The sequence below is a fragment of the Roseateles sp. P2_H4 genome, assembly GCF_056403315.1.
Genome location: NZ_JBFUFR010000005.1, coordinates 49,249 through 65,952, shown reverse-complemented (window position 1 = coordinate 65,952; position 16,704 = coordinate 49,249). Strand labels below are relative to the sequence as shown.

At 68.2% G+C, this 16,704-nt stretch carries 18 protein-coding genes and 1 pseudogene; 9 read left to right on the top strand and 10 right to left on the bottom strand.

Annotated features, from left to right (window positions below; genetic code table 11):
• Positions 1-35 precede the first annotated feature (35 nt).
• The 4 genes from AC1DW3_RS05345 to AC1DW3_RS05330 are packed head-to-tail and all read right to left on the bottom strand — an operon-like array spanning position 36 to position 3,962.
• Positions 36-1,166: an HD domain-containing phosphohydrolase gene (locus AC1DW3_RS05345; protein ID WP_477929300.1), complete on the bottom strand. Its 1,131-nt coding sequence runs from the start codon at positions 1,164-1,166 to the stop codon at positions 36-38.
• Positions 1,167-1,200: 34 nt separating this feature from the next.
• A complete protein-coding gene (locus AC1DW3_RS05340) occupies positions 1,201-2,376 on the bottom strand; it encodes a DegT/DnrJ/EryC1/StrS family aminotransferase (protein ID WP_477929299.1) in 1,176 nt (391 codons plus the stop codon).
• The gene (locus AC1DW3_RS05335; protein ID WP_477929297.1) at positions 2,377-2,958 is read right to left on the bottom strand and encodes an acyltransferase; all 582 of its coding nucleotides are present in this window, start codon (positions 2,956-2,958) and stop codon (positions 2,377-2,379) included.
• Positions 2,958-3,962 carry a Gfo/Idh/MocA family protein gene (locus AC1DW3_RS05330; protein WP_477929563.1) on the bottom strand — a complete coding sequence of 335 codons (1,005 nt, stop codon included), beginning with the start codon at positions 3,960-3,962 and terminating at the stop codon, positions 2,958-2,960. Before AC1DW3_RS05330 ends, AC1DW3_RS05335 begins: the two co-directional genes overlap by 1 nt.
• 14 nt (positions 3,963-3,976) lie before the next feature.
• On the opposite strand from AC1DW3_RS05330, the pseudogene AC1DW3_RS05325 reads away from it, so the two are divergent.
• Positions 3,977-4,030, top strand: a pseudogene (locus tag AC1DW3_RS05325) (hypothetical protein); the annotation flags it as partial.
• Positions 4,031-4,070: 40 nt separating this feature from the next.
• Here AC1DW3_RS05325 and lysA read toward each other — a convergent pair.
• Entirely contained in the window at positions 4,071-5,306 is a 1,236-nt protein-coding gene (gene lysA / locus AC1DW3_RS05320) for a diaminopimelate decarboxylase (RefSeq protein WP_477929295.1), read from the bottom strand.
• 70 nt (positions 5,307-5,376) lie between these two features.
• On the opposite strand from lysA, the gene AC1DW3_RS05315 reads away from it, so the two are divergent.
• Positions 5,377-6,282 carry a LysR family transcriptional regulator gene (locus tag AC1DW3_RS05315; RefSeq protein WP_477929293.1) on the top strand — a complete coding sequence of 302 codons (906 nt, stop codon included), beginning with the start codon at positions 5,377-5,379 and terminating at the stop codon, positions 6,280-6,282.
• On the opposite strand, the gene dxs is transcribed toward AC1DW3_RS05315, so the two are convergent.
• The 3 genes from dxs to xseB are packed head-to-tail and all read right to left on the bottom strand — an operon-like array spanning position 6,233 to position 9,293.
• Positions 6,233-8,125, bottom strand: a complete 1,893-nt coding sequence (gene dxs / locus AC1DW3_RS05310) for a 1-deoxy-D-xylulose-5-phosphate synthase (protein ID WP_477929291.1) — start codon at positions 8,123-8,125, stop codon at positions 6,233-6,235. The genes AC1DW3_RS05315 and dxs overlap by 50 nt on opposite strands.
• An 11-nt stretch (positions 8,126-8,136) precedes the next feature.
• A complete protein-coding gene (locus AC1DW3_RS05305; protein ID WP_477929289.1) occupies positions 8,137-9,036 on the bottom strand; it encodes a polyprenyl synthetase family protein in 900 nt (299 codons plus the stop codon).
• Positions 9,033-9,293, bottom strand: a complete 261-nt coding sequence (gene xseB / locus AC1DW3_RS05300) for an exodeoxyribonuclease VII small subunit (protein WP_477929288.1) — start codon at positions 9,291-9,293, stop codon at positions 9,033-9,035. Before xseB ends, AC1DW3_RS05305 begins: the two co-directional genes overlap by 4 nt.
• 236 nt (positions 9,294-9,529) lie before the next feature.
• On the opposite strand from xseB, the gene AC1DW3_RS05295 reads away from it, so the two are divergent.
• The 4 genes from AC1DW3_RS05295 (at position 9,530) to AC1DW3_RS05280 (ending at position 12,878) form a co-directional block, all read left to right on the top strand.
• On the top strand, positions 9,530-10,642 hold the full coding sequence (locus AC1DW3_RS05295; protein WP_477929286.1) for an aromatic ring-hydroxylating oxygenase subunit alpha: 1,113 nt from the start codon (positions 9,530-9,532) through the stop codon (positions 10,640-10,642).
• Entirely contained in the window at positions 10,642-11,544 is a 903-nt protein-coding gene (locus tag AC1DW3_RS05290; RefSeq protein WP_477929284.1) for a DMT family transporter, read from the top strand. Before AC1DW3_RS05295 ends, AC1DW3_RS05290 begins: the two co-directional genes overlap by 1 nt.
• Entirely contained in the window at positions 11,541-12,365 is an 825-nt protein-coding gene (locus tag AC1DW3_RS05285) for a sulfurtransferase (RefSeq protein ID WP_477929282.1), read from the top strand. Before AC1DW3_RS05290 ends, AC1DW3_RS05285 begins: the two co-directional genes overlap by 4 nt.
• Before the next feature lie 78 nt (positions 12,366-12,443).
• Positions 12,444-12,878 carry a universal stress protein gene (locus tag AC1DW3_RS05280; RefSeq protein WP_477929280.1) on the top strand — a complete coding sequence of 145 codons (435 nt, stop codon included), beginning with the start codon at positions 12,444-12,446 and terminating at the stop codon, positions 12,876-12,878.
• A gap of 200 nt (positions 12,879-13,078) precedes the next feature.
• Here the strand turns inward: AC1DW3_RS05280 and AC1DW3_RS05275 are convergent, their stop codons facing one another.
• Positions 13,079-13,279, bottom strand: coding sequence for a hypothetical protein (locus AC1DW3_RS05275; protein ID WP_477929279.1), 201 nt, complete (start codon positions 13,277-13,279; stop codon positions 13,079-13,081).
• 308 nt (positions 13,280-13,587) lie between these two features.
• On the opposite strand from AC1DW3_RS05275, the gene AC1DW3_RS05270 reads away from it, so the two are divergent.
• Genes AC1DW3_RS05270 through AC1DW3_RS05260 form a run of 3 tightly spaced genes read left to right on the top strand, consistent with a single transcriptional unit; the run spans position 13,588 to position 16,410 of the window.
• On the top strand, positions 13,588-14,376 hold the full coding sequence (locus AC1DW3_RS05270) for a MipA/OmpV family protein (protein ID WP_477929277.1): 789 nt from the start codon (positions 13,588-13,590) through the stop codon (positions 14,374-14,376).
• Entirely contained in the window at positions 14,376-15,062 is a 687-nt protein-coding gene (locus AC1DW3_RS05265; protein WP_477929275.1) for a response regulator transcription factor, read from the top strand. Before AC1DW3_RS05270 ends, AC1DW3_RS05265 begins: the two co-directional genes overlap by 1 nt.
• Entirely contained in the window at positions 15,031-16,410 is a 1,380-nt protein-coding gene (locus tag AC1DW3_RS05260) for a sensor histidine kinase (protein WP_477929273.1), read from the top strand. Before AC1DW3_RS05265 ends, AC1DW3_RS05260 begins: the two co-directional genes overlap by 32 nt.
• A gap of 22 nt (positions 16,411-16,432) precedes the next feature.
• On the opposite strand, the gene AC1DW3_RS05255 is transcribed toward AC1DW3_RS05260, so the two are convergent.
• Entirely contained in the window at positions 16,433-16,645 is a 213-nt protein-coding gene (locus AC1DW3_RS05255) for a hypothetical protein (protein ID WP_477929271.1), read from the bottom strand.
• Positions 16,646-16,704: the final 59 nt, after the last annotated feature.

Below are 16,704 nucleotides of genomic sequence, written 5' to 3'. Positions count from 1 at the left end.
TGATCCAGCCTATGACAGGCGCCTCGCAGAGGCGCTCAGGCTTCGTAGCGGCGGTCGTAGAGCTGGTGGGGACTGAGCTTGACGCGCAGGGCCTGCGCCGTCGCCAGACCCGTGATCGCATGCTCCGGCATCGCCGTGTCGCGCCTGACGGGAGAGCCTAGAGCATCCCCATGACGATTCATCACGGCGCTGACGATGGGAGTGTTGCCCGATGTACCGCGGCGCACCGCCACGGCGACCTCGCCGCTGGCCAGCTTGACCAGGGTGCCGGGCGGGAACATGCCGACTTCCTTGACCAGCAGCGCCGCAAAGGGGTGGCCGTTGCTGCCGGTGTAAAGCGATTTGGCCGCCTGCGGCGCCGGCAGCCCGGCCCGCCCTCCCCGGCTGGCGAGCTTGGCCAGGAAGATGTCGACGAGACGCAGCAGTTGCGCCGTCTCGTCCGGCTCGGCCAGGCCCTGCGGATAGCCGCCGCCACCGGGTTGCTCGTGGTGCTGGGCCACCGCGGCCAGCCATTCGGCATCGTCCAGGCCGGCATTGCGCAGCCAGGCGACGGCCTCGTCGGGGTGGCGATCGATGGCGGCGCGCTGGGGCGGCGCCAGCTTGCCGCCCCGCGAGGCCAGCCGGCCCTGCAGGTCGATGATGGACAGGTTCATCGTCAATGCGGCGCCGACCAGACTCTTCTGGCGCTCGGGCGTCCAGGCCAGGCGCCTCGCCAACAGTGCGGCAACCGCCGCCGTGTGCAGCAGATGGGCCAGACCGTACACCTCGTGACGACTGTGATCATGCTGAATCACGACGAAGAGCAGTTGGTCCGGGAAGCGCTCGGCCCAGCCTATGAGCTGGGCGGCGCATTCCTTGACTCGCGGCAGGAAGAGTGTCTCCTGTGGCGCGCGCAGCAGCACGGACAGCCGCGTCTGCAGCGTCTCCCAGCGGGCAAAGAAGTCCTCGCCGCCCGTGCCGTCGTCATGGCCGCGCTTGGACGGATCGCGCAACTCTTCCATGTCGACGAAGACGCCGCGGTTCAGCAGCGCCTCGCGCATCTGCTCGTTGGGCACCGGCTGGCCCTTGGCCAGCAGCAACTTCCCTTCGGCATCACGGACGCCGAAGGGCAGCGGCGCCCCGGCCTTGATATGGCCGGCAACCTGCTGAATCGGAACGAGTTTCATGTCCGGATGATGACCGGACTTTGGTCTAACTACATCAAGCGATGGCAGCAGCCAAGGCGCTGACGATCTCGTCCTGCTGCGCCTCGGTCAGGTCTGCGCTCATGGGCAAGCTCATGACGCGCTGCGCCGCGGCGATGCTGTGCGGGCAGTCTTCGGCCTTGGCGTATTTGGCATAGGCGGGCTGGTGATGCAGCGGCCGGGGGTAGTGCACCGCGGTCGGGACGCCGGCGCCCTTCAGCCTGGCCTGCAGGGCTTCGCGGTCGTCCACGAAGACGGTGTACTGCGCCCACACGCAATCGCGGTCACCCCTGACCGCCAGCAGTTGCAGGCCCGGGACGGCCGCCTGCAACTTGCGCCGGTAGGCGTCGCCGAGCTCAAGCCTGCGGCGGATCTCCCATTCGAAGCGGTCCAGCTTGCCCAGCACGACGGCGCATTGCAGCGTGTCCATGCGGCCGCCGACACCCAGCCGCGTGTGCAGATAGCGCTGGCTCTGGCCGTGGGTGCGGATCTCACGGCAGGCCTGGGCAAGCTTGTCGTCGCTGGTGAAGATGGCGCCGCCGTCGCCATAGCAGCCCAGCGGCTTGCTGGGAAAGAAGCTGGTGCAGCCGAAGGTGGAGAGGTTGCAGCTCTTCTTGCCCGGCCCGCCGCCGGGCCGTCCCAAGGCGGGCGCCCCCCCCCGGGGGGCAGCCGACGTACTCGTCGGCGTGGGGGCTCCCCAATACGTGGCGCCGAAGCTCTGCGCGGCGTCCTCGATGACGGCGAGGCCATGCTTCGCGGCGATGACATTGATGGCGTCCATGTCGGCCACCTGGCCGTACAGGCTGACCGGCATGATGGCCTTGGTCTTGGCCGTGATGGCAGCCTCGATAAGCGTCGCGTCGATATTGGCCGTGTCCGCCTCGATGTCGACGAAGACCGGCACGCCGCCAGCCAGCACGATCATCTCGGCCGTCGCGGCAAAGGTGAAGGGGCTGGTGATGACTTCGTCGCCGGGCTGCAGGTCCAGGGCCATCAGGCAGATCAACAGCGCCTCGGTGCCGCTGGCCACGCTGATGCAATGCCTGGCACCGGTGTAGGCGACGAGTGCAGCCTCCATCTCCTTGACCTCGGGGCCGAGGATGTACTGGCCATGGTCCAGCACCTTCTGGATGCGGGCATTGATGTTGTCGCGCAGAGCCGCGTACTGGCTCTTGAGGTCGATGAAGTCCATTCAGATCAACTCGAGTTGGTGACGGCTGAGGCGGTAGCGGTCGCCGGTGTGGGGGCAGACGGCCTCGATGGGCTGCTCGCTCGCGACGGGCAGTTCCAGCCTTTCGCCGTAGCGGCTCATCCAGCCGATCTGCCTGGCGGGCACGCCCACCATCAGCGCGAAATCGGGCACGTCACGGTTGATGACGGCGCCGGCGCCGATGAAGGCGTGGCGGCCAACGGTGGTGCCGCAGACGATGGTGCTGTTGGCGCCCAGCGTCGCGCCCTGCTTCACGAGCGTGCGGCGGTATTCGTCCTTGCGCGTGACCGCCGAACGCGGGTTGTAGACATTGGTGAACACCATGCTGGGGCCGCAGAAGACGTCGTCCTCCAGCGTGACCGCGTCGTAGACCGACACATTGTTCTGGATCTTGACGTTGTTGCCGATGGCCACGTCGTTGCCGACGTAGACGTTCTGGCCGAAGGAGCACCTCGCGCCGATGCGCGCGCCGGCGCTGATGTGCACGAAGTGCCAGACGCGGCAGTCCTCGCCGAGCTGGGCGCCGGCATCGACGATTGCCGAGGGGTGGACGGTGGTGGCCATCAGTAGCTCAGCGGCAGGTTGACGCGGCGGCCATCGCGGGCGCTCATGTAGAGGGCAATCAGCAGCTCCAGGGACTTCAGGCCCTCGCGGCCGTCGGTCTCGGCATGGGCCTCGCCACGCAGCGTCTGGATGACGTTGTCGTAGTACAGCGGGTGGCCGAAGCCGTAGACGGACGTGGTCTGGTAGCTGGCGTCTTTCGTCAACGCGTCCATCTCGTGCGGCGCGTCGAATTCCCAATGCTGGATCTCGTTGACCGCGAGGCCGCCGACGCGCACCGAACCCTTCTCGCCGAGCAGGGTGATCGAGCCCTCGAGGTTCCTCGGATAGGTCAGCATGCTGACGTTGACGGTGCCCATGGCGCCATTGCGCCACTTCAGCGCCGCCACGCCGCTGTCCTCGACTTCGATGTTGCGGGCCAGCGTGCCGGTGTAGGCCATCACGCTCTCGACCGGGCCGCAGATCCAGTCCAGCAGGTCGATGTAGTGGCTGGCCTGGTTCATGAAGGCGCCGCCATCGAACTCCCAGGTGCCGCGCCACTCGGCGCTGTCGTAATAGGCCTGGGGCCGGGTCCAGAAGACATTGACGGCAACGTTGTACAGGCGCCCGAAGCGGCCTTCGGCGACGGCGCGCTTGAGCAGCTGCAGCGTCGGGTTGCGGCGGTTCTGCTTGACGACGAAGAGGCGCACGCCGGCGTCGTCGCAGGCCTTGACCATGGCCAGGCCGTCCTGCCAGCGCGTGGCCATGGGCTTCTCGGTCATCACGTGCAGGCCGGCCTGGGCCGCCTCGATGGCTTGGCGCGGATGCAGGCCGCTCGGGGTGGTCAGCACGACGCAGTCGGCGCCGATCTCGTGCTGCGCAGCCAGCAGCTCGCCCTGCGACGCGAAACCGCGCGCGCCCGTCTTGGCCACGGCGGCAGCCAGGGTGGCGGGGTCGACATCGCAGACCGCCACCAACTCGGCACGCTCGGCATGCTGCTTGACGGCCTCGATGTGGTTCTGGGCGATGCGGCCGCAGCCGATCAGCGCGAAGCGGACCTTGCGGCCCTGGACGGGCGGGCGGGGAATGGGCATGAGCAATCCGGGGCGTTCAATGCCCGGATTGTCAGACCTCCTTCAGGCTTCCAGCGCCAGCAGTTCTTCCACCGTCTGGCGGCGGCGGATCAGGCGGCTGGTTTCGCCGTCGACAAGCGCCTCGGCCGCCAGCGGGCGGCTGTTGTAGTTGCTGGACATGGAGGCACCGTAGGCGCCGGCGTCGTGGATGACGAGCAGGTCGCCCACCGCCGCAGGCGCCAGGTCGCGCGTCAGCACCTCGCCGCCCGGGCCTTGCGTGAACACATCGCCCGACTCGCACAGCGGGCCGGCCACCACCGTCGGCTGCTCGGGGCCGCCGGCGCCGATGACGCTCATCGCATGGAAGGCCCCATACATGGCCGGGCGCATCAGCTCGTTGAAACCGGCGTCCACCAGCACGAAGCGGTTGGCGCCGGAGTTCTTGACCGCCCTCACCTCGGCCAGCAGCACGGCGCTCTCGGCAACGAGGTAGCGGCCGGGTTCGATCTCCAGCTTCAGCGCGTGGCCGACCAGGCCCTCGGCCTCGCGGCGGGCGGCGTCCCAGAGGCCGAAGTAATGCGCCACGTCGATGCGCGCATCGCCGTCGCGGTAGGGGATCGACAGGCCGCCGCCGGCCGAGATGGCGTGCAGGTCATGGCCGGCCGCCACGGTCTCGCGCACCAGACCGACCATGGCCTGGCCGACCTGGGCCAGGTGCTCATAGTCCACGCCCGAGCCGATGTGCATATGCAGGCCGACCAGCTTGAGCCCATGGCGGCGGATGGCGGCCAGCGCCATGCCCAGGTCTTCGTGCCAGATGCCATGCTTGCTGTGCTCGCCGCCGGTGTTGGTCTTGTGGCTGTGGCCATGGCCGAAGCCGGGGTTGATGCGCAGCCAGACCGGGTGGCCGGGGGAGGCCTGGCCGAGCTGGTCCAGCATGTCGATGGAACCGGCGTTGACGGGGATGCGGTGCTCGACGACGGTGGCCAGCGTGGCGTGGTCCAGCAGGTCGGCCGTGAAGACGATCTCATCGCCGCCTGCCTCATAGCCCGCAGCCAGCGCACGCAGGATTTCGCCGCGCGACACCGAGTCGACCTTGACGCCCGCCTCGCGCAGCAGCTTCAGGACGTGGATGTTGGAACAGGCCTTCTGCGCAAAGCGAACGACGTCAAAGCGCTTCAGCGAGGCGGCGCGATCGCGGATGGTGGCGGCGTCGTAGACCCACAGCGGCGTGCCATGTGCGGCAGCCAGGGCGGAGAGGCGGGCGGGGTTCAGGGCGACGGGCAGGGGCTTGGTCATGGCTCACAGCATGCGCCGCCACGCCCATTCAATCAAATTGAAATTTGTGCTGCGACAATTCATTCCTGATATGGATATCCAGCACCGCCACATCGAAGTCTTCCGCGCCGTCATGACGGCCGGTAGCGTCACCGGCGCCGCCGCGCTGCTGCACACCTCGCAGCCGACCCTGAGCCGCGACCTCGCCCGGCTGGAGCATCTGCTGGGCTATGCCCTGTTCGAGCGCGAGCGCGGTCGGCTCAAGGCCACGGCACGGGCGCGGGCGCTGTTCGACGAGGTGGAGCGCAGCTTCCAGGGTCTGGGCCGCGTCATCGAGCGCGCCGAGGCGCTGGGCCGCTCCGAAGACGCGGAGCTGAGCCTGCTGAGCCTGCCTGCGCTCAGTCACGCGCTGTTGCCGGCCGCCCTGCAGCAACTGCTGGCCACCAACCCGTCCGCCCGCGTGTCCATCACACCCGCCGAGCCGCCGTTGCTGGACGCCTGGATCAGCGAGCAGCGCTTCGACCTGGGCCTGGCCGAGCAGGCGACGCCTCTGCCCGGCGTGCGTGTCGAGCCGGTGCTGGCGGCTGACGAAGTGGCCGTGCTGCCGGCCGCCCATGCGCTTGCATCGCGCAAGCGGCTCAGCCTGAAGGACTTTGAAGGCCAGCATTTCATCAGCCTGGCCGAGGACGATCCCTACCGGCGTGAGATCGACGCGCGCTTCGATGCCGCGGGCGTGAAGCGTCGCCTGCGAGTGCAGACGCACAGCGCCGTGGCCGTCTGCGAACTGGTGCGGGCGGGCCTTGGCCTGGCCATCGTCAATCCGCTGACAGCGGTGGCTTGCGCCGGGTCAGACTTGGTCGTACGGCCGCTGACCGTCTCGATTCCCTACCGCGTCAGCGCGCTGATCCCATTGCACCGTCCGGCACAGCCGCTGGTCGATGCCTTGCTCAGCGCACTGCGGCGCGCACGACCGTCGGCTTCTCGCCAAAGCGCTTGACGATGCTGGCTTCGATGCCGGCGGCATCCAGGCCGCACAGGCTCATCAGCTTGACCGGATCGCCATGCTCGACGAACTCGTCGGGCAGGCCGAGTTGCAGCACGGGCACGCTCAGGCCGGCGGCGTTCAGCGCCTCGACGACGGCGCTGCCGGCACCGCCCATGACGCAGCCGTCCTCGACGGTGACGAGGGCGTCATGCGTGCGCGCCAGCTCCGCCACCAACTCGGCATCGAGCGGCTTCACGAAACGCATATTGGCCACCGTGGCATCCAGGCGCTCAGCCACTTCCAGGGCTGGATAGAGCAGCGTGCCGAACGCCAGGATGGCCACGCGGTGGCCCTGGCGGCGCACCTCGCCCTTGCCCCAGGCCTGGGCCGTCATCTGCTTGACCGGCACGACACCGGCACCGGCGCCGCGCGGATAGCGCACCGTCACCGGGCCGTTGTGCATGAAGCCGGTGTACAGCGCCTGGCGGCATTCGTCCTCGTCGGCCGGCGTCAGCACGGCCATGTTGGGGATGCAGCGCGTGTAGGCGATGTCGTAGTTGCCGGCATGCGTGGCGCCGTCGGCCCCCACCAGGCCGGCGCGGTCCAGCGCGAACAGCACGGGCAGGTTCTGGATGGCCACGTCGTGGACCAGCTGGTCGTAGGCGCGCTGCAGGAAGGTCGAGTAGATCGCGACGACGGGCTTGATGCCCTCGCAGGCCAGGCCGGCGGCGAAGGTGACCGAGTGCTGCTCGGCAATGCCGACGTCGTGATAGCGCTGCGGGAAGCGCTTGTGGAACTCGACCATGCCCGAGCCCTCGCGCATCGCGGGCGTGATGCCCACCAGGCGCGGGTCGGCCTCGGCCATGTCGCACAGCCAGTCGCCGAACACCTGCGTGAAGGTCGTCTTGGGCGGCGTGGCCGGCTTGACGAAGCCCACGGCGGGGTCGAACTTGCCGGAGGCCGCGTGGTACTTGACCGGGTCGGCCTCGGCCAGCTTGTAGCCGGCGCCCTTCTTGGTGACGATGTGCAGGAACTGCGGGCCCTTCTTCTCGCGCAGGTTCTCCAGCGTCGGGATCAACGAGTCCAGGTCGTGGCCGTCGATGGGGCCGACGTAGTTGAAGCCGAACTCCTCGAAGATGGTGCCCGGCACGACCATGCCCTTGGTGTGCTCCTCGAACTTGCGCGCGAACTCGTAGAGCGGCGTGTTCTTCAGCACGCTCTTGGCACTCTCGCGGGCCGCGGCGTAGAAGCTGCCGCTCATCAGCCGCGCCAGGTATTTGTTCAGCGCGCCGACCGGCGGGCTGATGGACATGTCGTTGTCGTTCAGGATGACGAGCAGGTCGCCCATCAGGCCGCCATGGGCCACGCCGGCGTTGTTCAGCGCCTCGAAGGCCATGCCGGCCGTCATCGAGCCGTCGCCGATGATGGCCACGGCCTTGTTGTTCTCGCCCTTGAGCTTGAACGCCATGGCCATGCCATGAGCGGCCGAGATGCTGGTCGACGAATGGCCGGTGCCGAAGGTGTCGTAATCGCTCTCGTCGCGGCGCGGGAAGCCGCTGATGCCGCCAATCTGGCGCAGGCCCGGCATGCGGTCGCGCCGGCCGGTCAGCACCTTGTGCGGATAGGTCTGGTGGCCCACGTCCCACACCAGCCGGTCATCCGGCGTGTTGAAGACGTAGTGCAGGGCCACGGTCAGCTCGACGGTGCCCAGGTTGGAGCCGAGATGGCCGCCAGTCTTGGAGACGCTCTCCAGCACGAAGGCGCGCACCTCGTCGGCCAGCTTGCGCAACTCGGTGCGCGGCAGGCGGCGCAGGTCGGCCGGGCTGTCGATGCCTTTCAGCAGCGTGTATTCCATGGCGGTCCTCTTTAGTTGTCCCGCTCTACAACGGAGTCGGCGAGCAGGCTGAGGTGGCTGACATCGGCCAGACCGCTGGCGGCCAGGGCCGCCTTGGCCTCGGCGCGCAGCGCCTGGGCCAGCGCCCGCGCGGCATCCAGGCCGAGCACGCTGACGTAGGTCGGCTTGTTCGCATCCTGATCCTTGCCGGCCGTCTTGCCCAGCACTTCGGAATCCTGGGTCACGTCCAGGATGTCGTCGACGACCTGGAAGGCCAGGCCCAGGGCCGCGCCGTAGACGGACAGCGACTGGGTGGCCTGCGTCGACGCCGGCCCGCAGGCCGCCCCCATCATGACGCTGGCCTGCAGCAGCACGCCGGTCTTGCGGCGATGCATGTCGCGCAGCGTGGTCTCGTCCAGTCGCTTGCCGATGCTGGCGAGGTCGATGGCCTGGCCGCCGGCCATGCCGTCGTGGCCCGCCGAGCGGGCCAGCAGCGCGCACAGGCGCGCCTGCAGGGCCGGGGCGATGCCGCCACCTTCAGATTCCAGGGGCGTCAGCACCTCGAAGGCCAGCGCCTGCATCGCGTCGCCGGCCAGCATGGCCTGGGCTTCGCCAAAGGCGACGTGGGTGGTCGGCTTGCCGCGGCGCATGACGTCGTCGTCCATGCAGGGCATGTCGTCGTGCACCAGCGAATAGGCGTGGATGAGTTCGACCGAACAGGCCGCGCGCATCGCCGCAAAGCTGTCGCCGCCAACGGCCGCGCAGCTCGCCAGCACCAGCAAGGGGCGCAGCCGCTTGCCGCCACCGAGCACCGCATAGCGCATCGCCTCGCCGAGGCCGGCCGGCGCAGCGGCGGGAACCAGATCGTCCAACGCCGCTTCGAAGGCGTTCAGCGACGCCTGCACCCAGCGGTCAAAGTCCTGTGCATTCAAGATTCGGGGCCCTCCCAGGCCTTCAGTTCGGCGCCGTCCAGCAACTTGACCTGTTGTTCCACAGCCTGCAGCCGCCCGCGGCACAGCGCCAGCAACTCGGCCCCGCGCTTGTAGCTGTGCAAAAGCTGGTCCAGCGGCAACTGCTGCCCCTCCATGGCCGCCACCATGCGCTCCAGCTCGTCGAGCGCCTGCTCGTAGCTGAGGTCGGCATCGCCGTCGCTCGCGGCGGCCTTGGTGCGGGGAGAGGACTTGGTCATTTCAAAACGCGAAACGGCAATTGTAGTCAGCGGGTTTCCTCAGCTCGGTGCATGCGGACGTAACCGTCGGACGGCGTGCACGGGCATGCGTAGAATCCCGGACCTCTCGCTCGAGCGCGCACGCGCGCTGCCTCGAACTCCCCTTTTCCACACCTAGCAACCTGGCCGACTCGGCAAACCCGAGATGCGCCGGAGGGACGCAGCACCCCATTCCGTCTGAAAGACCCGCCTGGATCATGTCCGACCTGAGCCTTCCCGTCTCGGCGCTCAAACGCAGCCAGACCCAGCTCCCGGTGAGCGCCTATTTCGATACCGATCTGTTCCAGCGCGAGCAGGCCAGCATCTTTCAGCGAGGGCCCCGCTATGTCGGCCATGCACTGGCCGTCCCCGAAATCGGTGACCACTACGCCCTGCCCCAGGAGGGCGAAGGCCGGGCGCTGGTGCGGTCGGCCCAGGGTATCGAGCTGATTTCCAACGTCTGCCGCCACCGCCAAGCGCTGATGCTCAAGGGCCGCGGCAACACCCAGGCCAACATCGTCTGCCCGCTGCACCGCTGGACATATTCACACCAGGGTGAACTGATAGGCGCGCCGCATTTTGCCGAAGACCCCTGCCTGAACCTGAACCGCTACAAGCTGCAGGAATGGAACGGCCTGCTGTTCGAGGACAACGGCCATGACGTCGCCGCCGAGCTGGCCCAGCTGGGGCCGCGCGCGCAGCTGGACTTCTCCGGCTATGTGCTCGACAAGGTCCAGGTCCACGAGTGCAACTACAACTGGAAGACCTTCATCGAGGTCTACCTCGAGGACTACCACGTCGGCCCCTTCCACCCGGGCCTGGGCGGCTTCGTCAGCTGTGACGACCTGGCCTGGGAGTTCGGCAAGCACCACTCGGTGCAGACCGTCGGCGTACACCAGGAGCTGGAGCGCCCCGGCTCGCCGGTCTACCAGCGCTGGCACGACCAGCTGCTGAAATTCCGCGAGGGCCGCCCGCCCGAGGCCGGTGCCATCTGGCTGACCTATTACCCGCACATCATGGTCGAGTGGTACCCCCATGTGCTGGTCGTGTCGACGCTGCACCCGGTGTCGCCGCAGAAGACCGTCAACCTCGTCGAGTTCTACTACCCCGAGGAGATCGCCGCCTTCGAGCGCGACTTCGTCGAGGCCCACCAGGCCGCCTACATGGAAACCTGCGTGGAGGACGACGAGATCGCCGAGCGCATGGATGCCGGCCGCAAGGCCTTGATGATGCGCGGCGACAACGAGACCGGCCCGTATCAAAGCCCGATGGAAGACGGCATGCAGCACTTCCATGAGTGGTATCGGAACGAGATCGGCGCGCCTCTCTGATGCCGGCTCCGCTGCTCATGGTCGCGGCGACGCTGCTGTTCGCCACCATGGGCGTCTGCGTCAAGCTGGCCAGCGAGTTCTACGCGGCCAGCGAGATCGTCATGTACCGGGGCCTGGTCGGCTCGGTCATGATGGCCCTGCTGACGCGCCGCCAGGGCATCAGCCTGAAGACCCGCCTGCCCGGCATGCACCTGTGGCGCAGCATCTCCGGCGTCACCTCGCTGTGCCTGTGGTTCTATGCCATCAGCCACCTGCCGCTGGCCACGGCGATGACGCTGAACTACATGTCCTCGGTCTGGATGGCCCTCTTCCTGCTCGGCGGCGCCGTGCTGATGGGCGCCCAGCGCCTGGACTGGCGGCTGATGGCCTCGGTGCTGCTCGGCTTCGTCGGCGTCGCCATCATCCTGCGGCCCACGCTGGACCAGCAGCAGCTCTGGTACGGCCTGGCCGGACTGCTGTCCGGCATGATCGCCGCGATGGCCTACCTGCAGGTCACGGCCCTCGGGCGCGTCGGTGAGCCCGAACTGCGCGTCGTCTTCTACTTCTCGGTCGGCGGCTGCGTGGCCGGCGCCGTCATCACGGGCATCACGGAAGGCGGCCTGCAGACCCACACGCTGTGGGGCGCCAGCCTGCTGCTCGCCGTCGGCGTGCTGGCCACCACGGCCCAGGTCTGCCTGACACGCGCCTATTCCATCGGCCGCCCGCTGGTGAACGCCTGCCTGCAATACCTGGGCATCGTGTTCTCCTTCATCTACGGCATGCTGCTGTTCAAGGACCCGCTGACCTGGCAGGCCTTCATCGGCATGCTGCTCATCATCGGCGCGGGCCTGGCTGCCACGGTGTTGCGCAGCAAGGTCGCACCACCACCCAAGGACAGCCAGTTCAACCCCGCCGAGTCATGACCTACACGACGCTGATCACCGCCGCCGAACTCCGTGCGCTGCACAACCCGCTGATCCTCGAAGGCAGCTTCGATCTGGCCGACACCGATGCCGGCGAGCGCGCCTACGCGGCCGGCCACATCCCCGGCGCCTTCTATCTGCACCTGGACCGTGACCTCTGCGGCGACAAGACCGCCGCCGACGGCTCCTTCCGCGGCCGCCACCCCCTGCCCGAACGCGAGGCCTTCGCCGCGCTGATGCGCCGCCTGGGCCTCGCCGCTGGCCGTCAGGTCGTCGCCTATGACCGCCAGGGCGGCCCCTATGCCGCCCACATCTGGTGGATGCTGCGCTGGCTGGGCCACGCCGAAGTGGCCGTGCTGGATGGCGCCTGGGATGGCGAGATGACGACAGACGTCTCCACCGCCACGCCGACCGACTGGCAGCCCGGCCAAGCCCTGGTCGGCCAGATCGACGCCGCCATGTTGCTCAAGAAACTCGGCAATGTGCGCCTCATCGACGCCCGCGCCGCCGAGCGCTTCCGCGGCGACGTCGAGCCCCTGGACAAGGCCGCCGGCCACATCCCCGGCGCCAGCAACCGCTTCTTCAAGGACAACCTCGGCACCGATGGCCGCTTCAAGCCCGCCGCCCAGTTGCGCGCCGAACTGCAGCCCCTGCTCGCGCCGCACGGCGCCGACGCCGTCGTTCACCAATGCGGCTCGGGCGTCACCGCCTGTCACAACCTGTTGGCCATGGCCCACGCCGGCCTGGGCGATGGGCTGCTGTATCCGGGTTCCTGGAGCGAATGGTCGTCGGACTCCGGCAGGCCGATCGCAAAGGGTTGAGCAAAGGCTTGATCTCCGACAAGCACTACGCCCGCTGATGGGCCACACTGTGGTTCTCCGCAACGACTGGAGGACCGAATGTTCAAGCGCATCCTCGTCCCCACTGACGGCTCCGACATCACCGCCCACGCGGTGGACACCGCCATCCAGCTCGCCAAGGTGCACGGCGCCCAGCTGCTGACGCTCAGCGTCATGGAGCCCTTCCCCTACAGCGCCGTCTCCGAGATCCAGCCCGTGCCGCCGCAGGAGTTCATCGACGCCCAGCTGCGCGTCGCCACTCAGCGCGTCGAGGCCGTCAGCGCCTCGGCTGCCGCGCAAGGCCTGTCATGCAAGGCGCACACCACCGAGGCCCTGCACGCCTGGGAGGCCATCGTCGACCATGCCAAGGCCGAGAACGTCGACCTCATCGTCATGGCCTCGCACGGCCGCAAGGGCTTCGCTGCGTTGCTGCTCGGCAGCGAAGCGCAAAAGGTGCTGTCGCACATCGAGACGCCGGTGCTGATCGTCAAGTAAGCGCCGGCTACCGGCCCAGCCGTGGCCACCGGCTTCAGCACGACCTTGTCCAGGCCCTCGTTGAAGGCCAAGGTCTTTCGGTTGACCGACTCCAGGGGTCGGGGTTCCGCGTCGTGGCGCAGCCCGACAGCTGTGCGGCGGCGCCCAGCAGCAGGCCGGGCAGGTGGGCTTTGAAAGGCGGATGCGAGATCTCGCTTCATTCATCGTGACCCGGGCCTCGTGGCCAGGGTCTTCTTGCTGGGAACTTGCCGCGGCGCCAGGCTGACCTGGGCCAGCAGGCCGCAAGCCACGGGCGCGTGCTGCTCCGGCAGCGGCGCATGCACTACACCGACGAGCGAGAAGGCCGCGCCGGCAATGGCGATGAAGAAGGTCGACAGGAGTCGCTGGGTGGAGGCTTGCATGTCGTGTCCTCGGTGAAATGCGTGGGGCAGTCGTTCGCGGCGCATGGCGCTGCACAGGCGCCCTGCGATGGCTTGGCGGCGGCCGCACGCAACAGGCCGGCAGCGGCCCAGGCCATGCGGGAAGGGGGTGCGAATCTCATGGCGCCGACTGTTCGGCCGCCTGACTTTCCTGGCACTTACCGCGCCATGCCCTGCAGCACGGCTGCCCGGTAAGGACACGGTAAGACGGCCGCGTCGACGATGGGCGCCCCTTCACCCTGCCCGCCCCTGGAATGCTCATGCGACAGCTGTACCTCTCTCCCTCCCGATTGCCTGCGACCCTGCTGCGCCTGGCCCTGGCCAGTGCGGCGTTGGCACCGCTGGCTGCCGCGGCAGCTCCCGCAGACAACGGTGGCAAGGACGGCGAAGCCTCGTCCTGGGGCCTCGGGCTCGCGGCGATCTCCAAGCAACAGCCCTATGCCGGCATGGACCGCGAGACCCGCGTGTTGCCCATGCTGAGCTACGAGAACGCATGGTTCAAGTTCAGCGGACTGAGCGCCGAGGTCAAGCTGCCGCGCCTGGGCCTCAACGAAAGGCAATCCATCGATGTCCGCCTGGTGGGCCGCTTCGACATGGGCGGCTACGAGGCCGACGATGCCCCCATCCTGAACGGCATGGATGAGCGCAAGGGCGGCTTCTGGCTTGGGGCCAAGGCCACCTGGCGCAACGACATCGCCCACCTGAGCGCCGACTGGTCGACGGACGCCTCGGGCCACAGCAAGGGCCAGCGTTTCGGCCTGAGCCTGGAGAAGAACTTCCGCCTCGGCCAGCAGCTGATGCTGACGCCGCGCCTGGGCGCCGTGTGGCTGGACAAGAAGTACGTCGACTACTATTTCGGCGTTCGCGCCCATGAGGTCCAGGCGGGCCGCGCGGCGTACTCGGGCAAGGCCGGCATCAACACCGAGCTGGGCCTGCGCGGCGCCTATCTGTTCGACCGCCACCACTCCATGTTCGTCGACGTCGGCGTCACCAGCCTGGCCAAGGAAATCAAGAACAGTCCGCTGGTGGACCGCTCGACCGAGAACCGCGTGCTGCTGGGCTATCTCTACCGCTTCTGATGAATCGCATTCTCCTGGTCGAGGATCACGAACGACTGGCACAGCTGATCAGCAAGGGGCTGGCGAATGCCGGCGTCGCCGTCGATGTGGTCGACCGGGTGAGCGCGGCCTGGGCAGCGCTGCAGCAGATTCCCTACCGCGCACTGGTGCTCGACCGCGGCCTGCCCGGCGGTGATGGCCTGGAGCTGCTGAAGCGGCTGCGCGACGCAGGGCTGGGCACGCCCTGCCTCGTGCTGACCGCCCGCGACGCGCTGCATGACCGCGTCGAAGGGCTGGAGGCCGGCGCCGACGACTACCTCGCCAAGCCCTTCGCGATGGACGAGATGGTGGCGCGCGTGCGGGCGCTGCTGCGCCGGCCGATGCAGAGCCGCACGCTCGCGCCTCAGCTCGGCGACCTGCAGTTGCGCCCGGATGCCGGCACGATCTGCTGCGGTGAGGAAGGCGTCACGCTGGCGGCGGCCGAGATGCAGATCATGCTGCTGCTGGTGGAGAAAGGCGGCGAGACCGTCAGGCGCGGCGCGCTGGAGGCGGCCGGCTGGGGGCTGGACGAGGCCGTGACGCCCAACGCGCTGGATGTGGCCCTGCACCGGCTGCGCCGCAAGCTGGGGGCCATCGGGTCGCGGCAACGCATCGTCAACGTGAGGAACCTGGGATATGCGCTTCGTGAATCGGGCGTGGACGAATAGCCTCAGCTTCAAGGTCATCCTGGCCTATGTGGCCGGTGTCGTCCTGAGCGTGCTGATCATCGTGCTGGTCATCAAGGGCCTGCTGGCCTTCAGAAGCCCCATCCTGCTGGAAGAAGACGTCAACCAGAACGCCGAAGGGTTGGGGAAGCACCTGAGGTTCGACGCGTCAGGGGCGCCCGTCGGTTTTGACGAGAAGCATTCCTGGGTCTTCGAGACCATGAGGGAAGAGGTTGCGTATCGCGTCCTGGACAGCTCGGGACGGGTCGTCCTGCAGTCGCAGGCGGGCGATGCCTTCTGGCCGTCGAGCAACGGCCAGGTGGGAGCGCCAAAGCCTGGACGCCTTGATTTCACCCGGACAGGCATCCCGTTCCAGGGCGCCACCGCAGTCCTGGAACACGGCGGTCGACAGTGGTTTTTTCAGATGGCCAACAGCGCGAGGCTGGCCGAGCTGATCAGGCTCGAGTTCGCGCTGCCCTTCATGGGCATAGGCATCGGCCTGTTCAGCGCGGTGCTGCTGTTCGTGTTCGGCGTCTGCGCCTTCATCACGATGCGCCACGTGCAAAAGCCCTTGCAGGCGCTGTCGGCCTCGGCCGCCGCCATCTCGCCGCGCTCGCTGCACGCCCGGCTGCAGAGCGAACGCGCGCCGACGGAGATCGCGCCGCTGGTGGAGAGCTTCAACCGCGTGCTGGAGCGCCTGGAGCGCGGCTATCGCGTGCAGCAGGAGTTCCTGGCCACGGCGGCCCACGAGCTGAAGACGCCGCTCGCCCTGATCCGCGCACAGATCGAGCTGACGAATGCAGGCGGGGAACGTGACGCGCTGCTGCGCGACGTGGCGCACATGACGCGGCAGGTACAGCAGCTCCTGCTGCTGGCCGAAGCCAGCGAAGCGAACAACTACGGCTTCGCGCCGACGAACGTCATGGACGTGGCCCGCGAGGCCGCCGACTACCTCGACCGCATGGCCCAGGCCGCCCAGATCCGCATCGAGCTGACTGGCCCGGACGATCCGGTCTCATGGAACGCTGACCGCGGCGCGCTCTTCACGCTGTTGAAAAACCTGCTGGAGAACGCCATCCAGCACGCGCCGGCCGGCACGCCTGTCTTCATCGAGGTGGACGCCGTGACCTTGTCGGTCCGGGACTTCGGCCCGGGCGTGACGCCCGATCAGCTCCCCAAGCTGTTCGCGAGGTTCTGGCGCGGCGCCCACAGGCGTGACCACGGCGCCGGCCTGGGTCTGGCCATCTGCCAGGAGATCACCCAGGCCCATGGCTGGTCGCTGGCCGCCCAGCGCGCCGAACCGGGACAGGGCTTGCGTCTGGTGGTGTCGAGCTCAGTGGCGGCGGCCTGATCGGGCGGCGGAAGGAACCAGCTCAGTCCTCGGCAGCAACCAGCAGCGTACTGGCCTCTACGGCCTGCCACGCCGGCATCGCCACATCGAACGACGCGGGCACCGGCTCGCTGCCCGCCACCAGCTCGGGCGGCATGGCGGCCACGACGACGGCGCAGCTCAGGGCGAAACACAGGGCAACGATCGACGTGTCGAACAGGGCGACGAAGAACTCGACGGCGGACAGGCTTTTCATGGGGGGCTTTCGGCGAGGCGCTCACGCAAGCGGCGCGGATGGAAAGCCGTCACTGTCGC

Coding starts and splice junctions, on each gene's coding strand:
- AC1DW3_RS05345 (WP_477929300.1), bottom strand. CDS start 1,166: ATGAAACTCGTTCCGATTCAGCAGGTTGCCGGCCATATCAAGGCCGGG.
- AC1DW3_RS05340 (WP_477929299.1), bottom strand. CDS start 2,376: ATGGACTTCATCGACCTCAAGAGCCAGTACGCGGCTCTGCGCGACAAC.
- AC1DW3_RS05335 (WP_477929297.1), bottom strand. CDS start 2,958: ATGGCCACCACCGTCCACCCCTCGGCAATCGTCGATGCCGGCGCCCAG.
- lysA (WP_477929295.1), bottom strand. CDS start 5,306: ATGACCAAGCCCCTGCCCGTCGCCCTGAACCCCGCCCGCCTCTCCGCC.
- AC1DW3_RS05315 (WP_477929293.1), top strand. CDS start 5,377: ATGGATATCCAGCACCGCCACATCGAAGTCTTCCGCGCCGTCATGACG.
- dxs (WP_477929291.1), bottom strand. CDS start 8,125: ATGGAATACACGCTGCTGAAAGGCATCGACAGCCCGGCCGACCTGCGC.
- xseB (WP_477929288.1), bottom strand. CDS start 9,293: ATGACCAAGTCCTCTCCCCGCACCAAGGCCGCCGCGAGCGACGGCGAT.
- AC1DW3_RS05295 (WP_477929286.1), top strand. CDS start 9,530: ATGTCCGACCTGAGCCTTCCCGTCTCGGCGCTCAAACGCAGCCAGACC.
- AC1DW3_RS05290 (WP_477929284.1), top strand. CDS start 10,642: ATGCCGGCTCCGCTGCTCATGGTCGCGGCGACGCTGCTGTTCGCCACC.
- AC1DW3_RS05285 (WP_477929282.1), top strand. CDS start 11,541: ATGACCTACACGACGCTGATCACCGCCGCCGAACTCCGTGCGCTGCAC.
- AC1DW3_RS05280 (WP_477929280.1), top strand. CDS start 12,444: ATGTTCAAGCGCATCCTCGTCCCCACTGACGGCTCCGACATCACCGCC.
- AC1DW3_RS05275 (WP_477929279.1), bottom strand. CDS start 13,279: ATGCAAGCCTCCACCCAGCGACTCCTGTCGACCTTCTTCATCGCCATT.
- AC1DW3_RS05265 (WP_477929275.1), top strand. CDS start 14,376: ATGAATCGCATTCTCCTGGTCGAGGATCACGAACGACTGGCACAGCTG.
- AC1DW3_RS05260 (WP_477929273.1), top strand. CDS start 15,031: ATGCGCTTCGTGAATCGGGCGTGGACGAATAGCCTCAGCTTCAAGGTC.
- AC1DW3_RS05255 (WP_477929271.1), bottom strand. CDS start 16,645: ATGAAAAGCCTGTCCGCCGTCGAGTTCTTCGTCGCCCTGTTCGACACG.